This is a genomic window from Streptomyces sp. NPDC040622 (genome assembly GCF_055593965.1).
This window is the reverse complement of the sequence record NZ_JBVIXD010000012.1, coordinates 297,523-309,904: the sequence shown is the minus strand read 5'-3', so window position 1 is coordinate 309,904 and position 12,382 is coordinate 297,523. Positions and strand designations below refer to the sequence as shown.

At 71.4% G+C, this 12,382-nt stretch carries 7 protein-coding genes; 4 read left to right on the top strand and 3 right to left on the bottom strand.

The window, feature by feature from the left end:
* Both ACZ592_RS32945 and ACZ592_RS32940 read left to right on the top strand, forming a co-directional pair.
* A partial coding sequence (locus ACZ592_RS32945; protein ID WP_471585338.1) for a DUF6531 domain-containing protein occupies nucleotides 1-4,041 on the top strand: 4,041 nt, incomplete at its 5' end.
* 9 nt (nucleotides 4,042-4,050) lie between these two features.
* The gene (locus ACZ592_RS32940; protein WP_471585337.1) at nucleotides 4,051-4,518 is read left to right on the top strand and encodes a hypothetical protein; all 468 of its coding nucleotides are present in this window, start codon (nucleotides 4,051-4,053) and stop codon (nucleotides 4,516-4,518) included.
* Between the two features lie 58 nt (nucleotides 4,519-4,576).
* Here the strand turns inward: ACZ592_RS32940 and ACZ592_RS32935 are convergent, their stop codons facing one another.
* The 3 genes from ACZ592_RS32935 to ACZ592_RS32925 form a co-directional block, all read right to left on the bottom strand.
* On the bottom strand, nucleotides 4,577-5,776 hold the full coding sequence (locus ACZ592_RS32935; protein ID WP_471585336.1) for a polyamine ABC transporter substrate-binding protein: 1,200 nt from the start codon (nucleotides 5,774-5,776) through the stop codon (nucleotides 4,577-4,579).
* A 102-nt stretch (nucleotides 5,777-5,878) separates the two neighbouring features.
* Nucleotides 5,879-8,485 (bottom strand): MXAN_6230/SCO0854 family RING domain-containing protein, encoded by a 2,607-nt coding sequence (locus ACZ592_RS32930; RefSeq protein ID WP_471585335.1) that lies wholly within the window; start codon nucleotides 8,483-8,485, stop codon nucleotides 5,879-5,881.
* A gap of 159 nt (nucleotides 8,486-8,644) precedes the next feature.
* Nucleotides 8,645-10,093, bottom strand: coding sequence for a gamma-aminobutyraldehyde dehydrogenase (locus ACZ592_RS32925; RefSeq protein ID WP_471585334.1), 1,449 nt, complete (start codon nucleotides 10,091-10,093; stop codon nucleotides 8,645-8,647).
* Between the two features lie 163 nt (nucleotides 10,094-10,256).
* Here ACZ592_RS32925 and ACZ592_RS32920 point away from each other — a divergent pair, with 163 nt between their 5' ends.
* Both ACZ592_RS32920 and ACZ592_RS32915 read left to right on the top strand, forming a co-directional pair.
* Nucleotides 10,257-10,802 carry an Lrp/AsnC family transcriptional regulator gene (locus ACZ592_RS32920; RefSeq protein WP_471585333.1) on the top strand — a complete coding sequence of 182 codons (546 nt, stop codon included), beginning with the start codon at nucleotides 10,257-10,259 and terminating at the stop codon, nucleotides 10,800-10,802.
* A complete protein-coding gene (locus tag ACZ592_RS32915) occupies nucleotides 10,787-12,166 on the top strand; it encodes an aspartate aminotransferase family protein (RefSeq protein ID WP_471585332.1) in 1,380 nt (459 codons plus the stop codon). The genes ACZ592_RS32920 and ACZ592_RS32915 overlap by 16 nt, the downstream gene beginning before the upstream one ends.
* Nucleotides 12,167-12,382 lie beyond the last annotated feature (216 nt).

Genomic DNA, 12,382 nt, shown 5'->3' with positions numbered 1-12,382 from the left:
GCCGCCGAGAAGTCCCAGAAGTCCGCCCAGGGCGACGTCGACTCCGCCAAGAGCGCCCTGGACGCGGCGAAGAAGATGGCCGAGGACGCCCGCAAGATGCGGGAAGAAGCCGCGGGCACGGCCAAGCGGAAGATCGACGAAGCCTCCGACGCGGGCATCCAGAACCGCAAGTGGTGGGAGGAGATCGGCGACTGGGTCACCGACAACTGGGACTCCATCGTCGCCGTCTGCAAGGTCGTCGTCGCCGTGGTGGGTGTCATCGCGATGATCGTCGGCGGGCCGATCCTCGCCGCCATCGTCATCGTCGCCGGAGCCATCGTCCTGGCCGACACCCTGAGCAAATACGCGAAAGGCCAAGCCACGCTCATGGACGTGGCCTTCGCCGCCATGGACTGCATACCCGGCGCCAAGGGCATCACCACCGCCGCGAAACTCGCCAAGGGGATGAAAGGCCTCAAGGGCATGGGGAAGGGGCTCAAGAACGGCCTGCGGCGGGGCGCGGACGACGTGGCGACCAGCAAGCCCGCCAAGGGCCGCTGCAAGAACGGCGACCCCATCGACATGGCGTCCGGCGAGATGATCATGGAGAAGACCGATGTCGAACTGCCCGGCCTGCTCCCGCTGATCCTGCGCCGCACCCACCTGTCGAGCTACTTCTCGGGCCGCTGGTTCGGCCCGTCCTGGGCCTCCACCCTGGACGAGCGCCTCGAACTCGACCACGAGGGCGCCCTGTTCGCCACCGAGGACGGCATGATCCTCGCCTACCCGGTGCCGGCCCCCGGCACGTCGGTCCTGCCCTCGGCGGGCCCGCGCCTGGCACTGGACTGGGACGGCGCCCCCGGCGCGCCCATCCGCGTCACCGACCCGACGACCGGCCTCACCCGTCACTTCGCGCCGACCGCCAGGGCCACGGCCGCCGACGAGGCGTTCACCATGCCGCTCGTCGCCGTCTCGGACCGCAACGGCCACCGCTTCGACATCGACCGGGACGCCGAGGGCACCCCGGTGGCGGTGCGCCACACGGGCGGCTACCACGTCGACGTGGACGTCCGGCACGGCCGGGTCACCGCACTGCGCCTGCGCACCGGAGAGGACCGGCCGGACGGCATCACGCTGGTCCGGTACCGCTACGACGCCGACGGCCACCTCAGCGAAGTCCTCGACTCCCACGCCCGGCCCTTCGCGCTCACCTACGACGAACACGCCCGCGTCACCTCCTGGACCGACCGCAACGGGCACTGGTTCCGCTTCGGCTACGACAGCGAGGACCGCTGCGTGCGCGGCGAGGGCACCGGCGACTCCCTCAGCTGCGTCATCGACTACGACGCCGACGCACGGGTCACCCGCTACACGGACTCGCTCGGCCACACCACCGCCTACCACTTCGACGAGCGGCTGCATCTCGCCCGGGTCGTCGGCCCGTCGGGCTTCGCCGTGCACACCGAGCACGACAGCCGCGGCAGGCTGCTGTCCCGCACCGACGAACTGGGCCGCACCACCCGCTTCACCCTCGACGCGCACGGCCAGCCGCTGTGCATGGCCCGCCCGGACGGCACCGAGATCAGGGTGGAGTACGCCGAAGGCCTCCTGCCGGTCGCCGTCACCGAGGCCGACGGGTCCCGCTGGGAGTGCGCGTACGACGATCGGGGCAACCTGCTGACCAGCACAGATCCGCTGGGCGCGGTGAGTTCGTACGGCTACGACGAGCACGGCAACCGCGTCACGGAGACCGATCCGCTGGGCAACACGTTCCGGTTCGAGAACGACGGGACCGGGCTGCCGGTCCGGGTCATCGATCCGCGCGGCAGCTCCGTCACCGTCCGCAGGGACCCGTGCGGCCGCGTCGTCCAGATCGACGACCCGGTCGGCGGGACCGTCCGGCAGGCGTGGACTCCGGAAGGGCTGCTGCTGTGGCGGGAGCGCGCCGACGGCTCCCGCGAGACCTGGTCCTACGACGCCGAGGGCAACGTCACCGAGCACCGCGACGCGGCCGGCGCCACCACCTCGTACGAGTACGGCACCTTCGACCTGCCCAGCGCGCGGACCGACCCGGACGGCACCCGCTACCTCTTCACCCACGACACCGAGCTGCGGCTCACCGCGGTGACCAATCCGCACGGCGACGTGTGGAGCTACCGGTACGACGAGGCCGGCACCCTGGCCGGCGAGACGGACTTCGAAGGCCGCGCCCTCGCCTACGTCTACGACCCGACGGGACGCGAGGTCGAACGGCGCCTGGACACCGGCCAGTCGGTGACCCTGACACGGGACGCGGCGGGTCGCGTGATCGCCTCGCGCACCGGCGACGGCGAGCTCACCTCGCTGCGCTACGACCCGGCCGGGCGGCTGCTGACGGCCACCAGCCCGCGCGGCACGGTCGCCTACGGCTACGACGCGGTGGGCAGGATCCTCACCGAGAGCGTCGACGGCCGCACCGTCACCAGCGCCTACGACGCGCTGGGGCAACGCGTGCGCAGGACGACGCCCTCCGGCACCCTCTCGCACTGGTCGTACGACGCCGCGGGACTGCCCGCCTCCCTCGTCGCCGCCGGCGGCACGCTGGCCTTCACGCACGACGCGGCGGGCCGGGAGACCGCGCGCACCCTCGGGGACCGCGCCACCCTGATGCAGTCCTGGGACGCGGGCCACCGCCTCGTCGAACAGGTCATCCGGTCCGGTGCGCCGGAGGGTGGCGCGGCCGTACGGCAGGCCCGCTCGTACGCCTACCGTGCGGACGGCCTGCTCACCGGCATCAAGGACCTCCTGGGCGGCACGCGCAGGTTCGACCTCGACCGCACGGGCCGCGTCACCCGGGTGTCGGCCGAGACCTGGACCGAGGCGTACGCCTACGACGCCCTCGGCAACCTCACCTCCGCCGAGCACCCGGCCCCCGGCGGCGAGGGCACGCAGGGCCCGGCGCGCCACTCCGGCACCAAGGTCACCTCGGCGGGCCGCACCACGTACGAACACGACGCGCAGGGCCGCGTGGTCCGCACGATCCGGCGGACGCTGTCGGGTCTGCGCCGGATCTGGACGTACACGTGGGACACCGAGGACCGGCTCACCGAGGCCGCGACACCGGACCGCGGCACCTGGCGCTACCGCTACGACGCCCTGGGCAGGCGCACCGCCAAGTTCCGTCTGGGCGAGGACGGATCGGTCACCGACGAGACCCTCTTCACCTGGGACGGCGCCAACCTCGCGGAGCGGCAGACGCTCCGGGACGGCGTCGTGGAGGCCGACACCTGGGAGTGGGAGCCGGGCGGTCACCGGGCGGCGGCCCAGGTGCGGAGCCGGTGGCGGACCGCCGACCCGGACGAGGTCGACCGGCGGTTCTACGCGATCGTCACCGACCTGGTCGGCACGCCGAGCGAGCTCGTCGGTGAGGACGGCACGATCGCCTGGCGGTCCGCCACCAGCCTGTGGGGCCGGCCGCTGTCCGGCGAGGAGGACGGCCTGTGCCCGCTGGCCTTCCCCGGCCAGTACCGCGACCCGGAGACGGGCCTGCACTACAACGTGGCCCGCTACTACGACCCGGACACCGCGAGCTACCTCTCGCCCGACCCGCTGGGTCTGGCCCCCGCCCCCAACCACCACGCCTACGTCGACAACCCGTTCCGCTGGAGCGACCCGCTCGGCCTGGAGGGCGAACCGACCCGCGTCTACGACGACTCGGAGTACAGCAAGCACGGTTCCGGCTCGAGCTCGGGCGCCAAGGGCGAGGTCAGCCGGGCGCCGTCCAACGGTCAGGGCGCGCTGGAGCGCTCCATCGACATGGATCCCAACAACCCCAACGTCACGCGGCGCCTGGGCGTGGACCACGTCAACAACGAGATCGTGGTCCTCGACCGGCACCGGGAGATCACCGACAAGAACGGCAAGGTCGTCAAGGAGATCTACCATGGTCACGTGCAGTCCTCGTACCCGTCGAAGAGCGTCACCCAGGGCGATCTGACCAAGCTGAAGAAGGCGGGCATGATCGACAACGTGAAGAAGCAGCGGGTGCTGCCGCCCCCGCCCCCGCCGCGCTGCGACGGCTGAGAGACGGCGATGACATCCGAGTACGACTGGCAGAGCGGCGAGGGCCTGATCCGCGTCGACGATCCCGCCGAGGTGGACGCCGCCTTCGAGCGCGGCGAGGACCACCTCGGCACGGCGGTGATCGGGCTGGCCTTCAACTGTCCGCTGGCGGAGGCCTCCCCCCGGATCCTGCGGGCGATGCGGTTGCCGGATCCCGCGCAGCGCGGATTCGCGTTCACCGCGGCGGGGACCGCGGCCCGGCTCAACGGCGCGCTGACCCCGGAGCTGTACGCGGCGCTGCGCGCCGAGGGGCACGGCGGCCCCGCCCAGAACGCCGTCGACGACGTCCTCACCTTCGTGCCGTTCCGCTCGCTGCCCCGGTGGTTCAAGTGGCGGTGGCTGGTGACCACGGTGCGGGACAAGCTGGAGGGCTGGTGGCTCGGCTTCGCCGACGCGCTCGGCGACGCGTGGAACGCCGTGCGCCGGCGCCGGTCGTGAACGACGCGCCCCGCAACGAGCGCTGACCGGCTACGACGGGCTCCGACGCCCCCCCCGGCTACAACCCCGCCAACGCGTTCCACCGCTTCGCGAACTCCGTGCGCTCCTTCGACGTGATGTCCCGCGCGATGACCAGGCGCCTGCGCATCTCGTCGTCGGGGAAGATCAGCGGGTCCTCGGCGAGCGCCGCGAGGTCCTTGTCCTTGGCGGAGGCGAGGACGTCACGGGCGGCCGGGACGGGGCAGACGTAGTTGACCCAGGCGGCGAGCTCGGCCGCGACCTCGGGCTCGTAGTAGTAGTCGATGAGCCGCTCGGCGTTGCGCTTGTGGCGCGCCAGGTTGGGGATCATCAGCGACTCGGCCCACAGTTCGCCGCCCTCCTCGGGGACGATGAACTCGATGTCCGGGTCGTCCGCCTGGAGCTGGATGACGTCGCCGCTGTAGGCCTGGCAGGCCAGGACGTCGCCGCTGGAGAGGTCCTTGATGTAGTCGTTGCCGGTGAAGCGGCGGATGTGGTGGCTGTTCACCATCTTCTCGATCTTGTCGCACATCCGGTGGAAGTCGTCGGCCTTCCACCGGGTGATGTCGACGCCGTCCCCCTGGAGCAGCAGCGCGAACGCCTCGTCGAGTCCGGACAGCAGTGTGACCCGGCCCTTGAGGTCGTCGGCCCACAGGTCGGAGACGTGCTTGAGCTCGCGGCCGAGCCTGCGCTTGTTGTACGCGATGCCGGTGATGCCCGACTGCCAGGGCACGGTGAACTTCCGCCCGGGGTCGAAGTGCGGCGAACGCAGCTGCGGGTCCAGGTACTTGGTGACGTTCGGCTGCCGGGCGCGGTCCATCTCCTGCACCCAGCCGAGCCGTACGAAGCGGGCACACATCCAGTCGCTGATGACGATGAGGTCGCGGCCGGTCTCCTGGTGGTTCATCAGGGACGGGCTGATCTTGCCGAAGAACTCGTCGTTGTCGTTGATCTCCTCCGTGTAGCGGACGTCGATGCCGGTCCGCTTCTCGAAGGCGTCCAGGGACGGGCGCTTCGTCTTGTCCTCGTCGTCGGTGTCGATGTACAGCGGCCAGTTGGCGAAGGCCAGCCTGCCGTCCTGCCGGGAGCGGTCGCCCGCGGCGCGCTCCCCCGGCCCGATGTACGCGGCGGGCACCCCGCAGCCGGAGAGCGCGCCGAGTGCCGCACCGCCGCCCAGGACGCGCAGCAGGGAACGGCGTGACGCCGAGGAGACCGAGGAGGCTATGGGGTTCGCTCGCACCCCGGCAGCATGCGCCTTCGTACGACGGCGCGGCAATGGACGCAGCGTCGAGCCCCGCCCCGTGGAGCCGACACCTTGTCGATCACCGGGCCGCCGGACGGGTCACCCGGCGGGCTCCAGCCACCCCGCCAGGTCCCCCGCCGTGATCCGCGCAGCCGGTGCGGCGTCGACAGGCCCGGGGTACAAGCGGTACACGGTGCCGCCCGCGGCCTCCTCCGCGCCCGCCAACTCGCCGTGCAGCAGCGCGAGAAACACCCGTCGGCCGGCGAGCTCCGGCTCGGCGCGCAGGGAGTCGGGCTCCCAGCCGTCGCGGACGCGCAGCGCGAAGTCGGCGCGCGGCTCGTCCTCGGCGCGGCGGTAGCCCCACAGGACGTGGCCGCGCCCGCGCACGTGCACGACGCCGTCGGTGCGGGCGGCCGCCGTCCAGCACGCCAGGTCCCACAGGGTGGCCCGGCCGCCCGTCGTGAAGGTGTCGAGCAGGTCGTTCCCGATCCGGCCGAGCTGCTTGCGGTAGCGCCGCACGTCGTGGTCGGTGGCCGTCGTGGAGAGGGTGACGTCCGCCCACCAGGCCCGCCGCGCGCGCAGGTCGACGATCATCGGCACGCCCAGCTTGGCGTCGCCCGCGAGGTCGAAGCGCTGGCGGACCGTGCGCGGGTCGTAGCCGGCCCGCTCCTTGCCCTCGACCGCCATGAACCCGGCGAAGGCGTCCGGGAGTTCGTCGAAGGGCACGTCGTTGTACGAGAGGACCGCGGGCACCACGAACCGCACGCCCGAGTGCGCGAGCCTCGCCAGGTCGAGGTCCAGGTACTCGGTGGCGCCGTGCGGGGCGGGCGCGGAGGTCAGGTCGCCGGAGTGCCGGGCCGCGCCGCCCGCGTACTCCAGGTGCGTGTAGTCGCACAGGCCGACGAACCGCCACAGGTCGTCGTAGAGCGCGACGGAGAGGTCGAGGTCGACGCGGGTGCCCTTGGGCTGCAGCCAGTGCAGGAAGAGCCGCACGGTCTCGCTGTCGGCGGGCACCGGCAGGGAGCTGCCGCGCGGCACGGCGACCAGCGAGGCAGCCGATGCGCGCTCGGCGAAGGGCACCGGCAGGTCGGCGAGCGAGGCGTCCAGGACCGCCGCGTCGTACCGCTCGCCCGCCCGCTCGGCCAGCCGCCGCACGGCCTCCGCCTCGATCAGCTCTCCGGCGCGGCCCGCGACCCGGGAGGGCAGCGGCGGCCGGTGGTCCTCGACGGCGTAGGCCTTGGTCACGCGCCCGCGCGGGAAGAAGACGCGACGGTGCCCCGGCACGGCACGGACCTTCATGCGGCCGTACGCGCCGAGCAGCGGCCCCGGTCCGCAGCGGGGCAGGGCGTCGGCGAGCGCCTCGCCCACCGCGTCCGGGAGCGTCGTCTCGCCCGAGCGGGCCAGCAACAGGTCCAGGCGGCGCATGAGGTCACCGGGGCGCTCGGCGAGGAGGTGGACGGCGGCCCGGGTGTCCCAGCGGGCGAGCGCCTCCTCGACGCGCCCCTGCCAGGTGACGATCCGCAGCCGGTCGCCGGTGAGGCGGACGTCGTCGTGCCGGGCGGCCTCGGCGAGCAGCACCTCGCCGAGTGCGCCCTCGCCCACGCGGGTCCCGCGCAGGGCCGCGAAGGCGAGCGCCACGCGCGCGTGCCGGTGGGCCCGCTCGAAGGGGTGCAGGATCTCGCCGGCCCGCTTCCACGCGCGCGGGTGGCGGGCCATGTCCTCGGCGAGGCGCGCGAAGTCCAGCCCGTCGAGCAGGGCGAGGAGTGCACGGCGCACCGGTCGCGGGAGCCCTCGCAGGCGGGGCGGTTCGAGCAGGTCGGGGTCGCCTCCGGAACGTACGACGAGCATGCGCAGGACGTCCGTGGCGGTGTCCGCGTGCCCCGCGAGAAGCGGCCACGCCTCGGGGAGGTCGAGGAGCGGGGCGAGGGCGAGCGCCTTGCTCTCGCGCAGCGGGATGTCGGCCGGGAGCCAGTCGGCCGCGGCGGCCGGGTCCGCGCCGCCGAGCAGCAGGACGAGGTCGTCGTGGTCCTGGGGGTTCAGGGGGGTGCGGCCGGCGAGCAGCGCGGCGAGCTCGGCCGCGGCGTCGCCGGACGCGCCGAGGCGCAGGACGCGCAGGACGTCGCCGCCGTCACCGCCGAGGCCGGCCCCGGTGTCGAGCCAGGGATCGGTGGGCCCCTCGGTCTCGTACCGCTTCTCACAGATGGGGCAGGCGTACCAGACGCAGCACTCCTCGCAGCAGCCCCAGTTGTCGACCTTCTCGACGCAGCCGTCGCAGAGCAGGTGGCCGCAGGGCCCGAGCGCGCGGACGCGGCCCTTGGTGCCCGCGCAGTTCATGCAGGGCTGGTGCGGCTGGGCGGCGAGGTGGGCGACGACGGCGTCGACGTAGTGACCGCGCGCGTGCTCGTAGGGGGTCTCGGCCGGGAAGTCGCGGAACAGCGGCGCGTGCCGGCGGTCGGAGCCCATCAGCGCGTCGACGTCGGCGAGCAGCCCGCGCCCGGTGGTGGCGAGGGCGTCGGCGGACAGCGCGGTCAGCGCGCGGCGCAGCGGGCGGGTCAACAGGTGCCCGCGGTCGGCGAGTTCCGCTTCGAGGACGACCACGGCCGCGTCGGTCACCGCGGACCGTCCGGGCCCCGCCGGCACGTACACGCTCTGGCGGCGGCGCAGCAGCAGCGCCGCGAGGTCGTCGGCGGCCATGGTCTTCGTCATCAGGTCACACCCCCGTGAGACAGGAAAACGGGGGCGGGGAGTGGGTGCGCTACGGATCTTTTACAGAGAAGGAAGAAGGAAGCACACCGCGGAGCCGCCCCCGCGTACGCAACGGTACGCGGGGGCGGACGGGCCGTCACACGATTAACCCTCGATCGGCTAACCCTCGATCGACGTCATCACGTGCTTGATGCGCGTGTAGTCGTCGAAGCCGTACGACGAGAGGTCCTTGCCGTAGCCGGACTTCTTGAAGCCGCCGTGCGGCATCTCCGCGACGAGCGGGATGTGCGTGTTGATCCACACGCAGCCGAAGTCGAGGACCTTGGACATGCGCATCGCGCGCGCGTGGTCCTTGGTCCACACCGAGGAGGCGAGCGCGTACTCGACGCCGTTCGCGTACGCGACGGCCTGCGCCTCGTCCGTGAAGGACTGGACGGTGATGACGGGGCCGAAGACCTCGTTCTGGATGATCTCGTCGTCCTGCTTGAGGCCCGAGACGACGGTCGGGGCGTAGAAGTAGCCCTTCTCGCCGACCCGCTGTCCGCCGGCCTCGACCTTGGCGTGCGCGGGCAGCCGGTCGATGAAGCCGGAGACCTGCTTCAGCTGGTTGGCGTTGTTGAGCGGGCCGAAGAGCACGTCCTCGTCGTCCGGCTGACCGGTCTTCGTGTCGGCGGCGGCCTTGGCCAGCGCCGACACGAACTCGTCGTGGATGGACTCGTGGACGAGCACGCGCGTGGCGGCCGTACAGTCCTGACCCGCGTTGAAGAAGCCCGCCACCGAGATGTCCTCGACGGCCTTGGCGATGGCCGCGCTGTCGAGGTCCTCGAAGACGACGACCGGCGCCTTGCCGCCGAGCTCCAGGTGGACCCGCTTGAGGTCCTTGGAGGCGGACTCGGCGACCTGCATGCCCGCGCGCACCGAGCCGGTGATGGAGGCCATCGCGGGCGTCTTGTGCTCGACCATGGCGCGGCCGGTGTCACGGTCGCCCGTGACGACGTTGAAGACGCCGGGCGGCACGATGGAGCCGATGATCTCGGCCATCAGGACGGTCGACGCGGGGGTGGTGTCCGAGGGCTTCAGGACGACCGTGTTGCCCGCGGCGAGCGCCGGGGCGAACTTCCATACGCCCATCATCATGGGGTAGTTCCACGGTGCGACCTGCGCGCAGACACCGATCGGCTCGCGGCGGATGATGGAGGTGAGGCCCTCCATGTACTCGCCCGCGGCGCGCCCCTCCAGCATCCGGGCCGCGCCCGCGAAGAAGCGGATCTGGTCGACCATCGGCGGGATCTCCTCGGACCGCGTGAGTCCGATCGGCTTGCCGGTGTTCTCGACCTCGGCCGCGATGAGCTCCTCGGCACGCTCCTCGAACGCGTCGGCGATCTTGAGCAGGGCCTTCTGCCGCTCGGCGGGCGTGAGGTCGCGCCAGGCGGGGAACGCGTCGGCCGCGGCCTTCATGGCGGCGTCGACGTCGGCCTCCCCCGACAGCGGCGCGGTGGCGTAGGCCTCGCCGGTCGCCGGATTGATCACCTCGGTGGTCCGTCCGTCGGCCGCGTCCCGGAATTCTCCGTTGATGTAGTTGCGCAGACGGCGCAGCTCGGTGGTCACTTCCGGCCCTCCAGGTCAGATGTCCAGTGGATGAGACACCCACCCTAGTCGCTATACCGACGCTTTCAACATACCCAGCGGCCCAGAACTGCGGAATCCGTGATGATTGAACGTGCAGACAACGAATTTCATCGATCTGCCCTTGCGGAAGTGACGAGACGTCGTGCACAGTGAGGTCGTGGCCAGTCGCAGCGCAGACCCCAGCAACCCACGCAGCTCACGCACCGGGAATCCCGGCGGGAGCGGCGGTGGGAACGGCACCCCGCCCGTGGACGCCGTATCTCTGGCGATCATCGAACAGCTCCAGGAGGACGGACGCCGTCCGTACGCCGCCATCGGCAAGGCCGTGGGCCTGTCCGAGGCGGCCGTGCGCCAGCGCGTCCAGAAGCTGCTCGACCAGGGCGTGATGCAGATCGTCGCCGTCACGGACCCGCTCACCGTGGGCTTCCGCAGGCAGGCGATGGTCGGCATCAACGTCGAGGGCGATGTGGACCCGGTCGCGGACGCCGTGGCCGCCATGCCGGAGGCCGAGTACGTGGTGATGACCGCGGGCTCGCACGACCTCCTGGTGGAGATCGTCTGCGAGGACGACGACCACCTGCTCGAAGTCATCAACAAGCGCATCCGCGCCCTCCCCGGCGTGCGCTCCACCGAGAGCTTCGTCTACCTCAAGCTCAAGAAGCAGACCTATATGTGGGGAACCCGATAGCCGTGAGCAAGGACCTCAGCCGAACCGCGTACGACCACCTGTGGATGCACTTCACCCGCATGTCGGACTACGAGAACGCACCCGTGCCCACCATCGTGCGTGGCGAAGGCACCTACATCTACGACGACAAGGGCAAGAAGTACCTCGACGGCCTCTCCGGCCTGTTCGTGGTCAACGCCGGCCACGGTCGTCACGAGCTCGCCGAGACGGCGTACAAGCAGGCGCAGGAGCTGGCCTTCTTCCCGGTGTGGAGCTACGCCCACCCCAAGGCCGTCGAGCTGGCCGAGCGGCTGGCCCACCACGCGCCCGGCGACCTCAACAAGGTCTTCTTCACCACCGGTGGCGGCGAGGCCGTCGAGACCGCGTGGAAGCTGGCGAAGCAGTACCACAAGCTCACCGGCAACCACACGAAGTACAAGGTCATCTCCCGCGCGGTCGCCTACCACGGCACCCCGCAGGGCGCCCTGTCCATCACCGGCCTGCCGGCCCTCAAGGCCCCCTTCGAGCCGCTCGTCCCGGGCGCGCACAAGGTGCCGAACACGAACATCTACCGTGCCCCGATCCACGGCGACGACCCGGAGGCCTTCGGCCGCTGGGCCGCCGACCAGATCGAGCAGGAGATCCTCTTCGAGGGTCCGGAGACGGTCGCGGCCGTCTTCCTGGAGCCGGTACAGAACGCGGGCGGCTGTTTCCCGCCCCCGCCCGGCTACTTCCAGCGCGTGCGCGAGATCTGCGACCAGTACGACGTGCTGCTCGTCTCGGACGAGGTCATCTGCGCCTTCGGCCGCCTCGGCACGATGTTCGCCTGCGACAAGTTCGACTACGTCCCGGACATGATCACCTGCGCCAAGGGCATGACCTCGGGCTACTCCCCGATCGGCGCCTGCATCATCTCGGACCGGCTCGCCGAGCCGTTCTACCAGGGCGGCAACACCTTCCTGCACGGCTACACCTTCGGCGGCCACCCCGTCTCGGCCGCGGTCGGCCTCGCCAACCTCGACATCTTTGAGAAGGAGGGTCTGAACCAGCACGTGCTCGACAACGAGGACGCGTTCTACCAGACCCTGCGCAAGCTGCACGACCTGCCGATCGTCGGCGACGTCCGCGGCAACGGCTTCTTCTACGGCATCGAGCTCGTGAAGGACAAGGCCACCAAGGAGACGTTCAACGACGAGGAGACCGAGCGCGTCCTGTACGGCTTCCTCTCCAAGGCGCTGTACGAGAACGGCCTCTACTGCCGCGCCGACGACCGTGGCGACCCGGTCGTCCAGCTCGCCCCGCCGCTGATCTCCAACCAGGAGACCTTCGACGAGATCGAGGGCATCCTGCGTCACGTCCTCACCGAAGCGTGGACGAAGCTCTGACCAACGCTCTGATCACGCGGTGATCCACCGTGCGGCGGCCGGCCCGGCGCATCGTGTGATCGAGTGATGAACACCGGCCCCGGGGGGGGGGGGGGGGGGGGGGGGGGGGGGGGGAGGAGGGGGGGGGGGTGGGGGGGGGGGGGGGAGAGGGGATTGTACATGACCGGCTTGAAGGGGAAGATGCGGAGGTCGGCCTTGCTAATCACCGGCTTGATC

Excerpts from the sequence above, each read along its gene's own strand:
- ACZ592_RS32940 (WP_471585337.1), top strand. The coding sequence starts at position 4,051 with ATGACATCCGAGTACGACTGGCAGAGCGGCGAGGGCCTGATCCGCGTC.
- ACZ592_RS32930 (WP_471585335.1), bottom strand. The coding sequence starts at position 8,485 with ATGACGAAGACCATGGCCGCCGACGACCTCGCGGCGCTGCTGCTGCGC.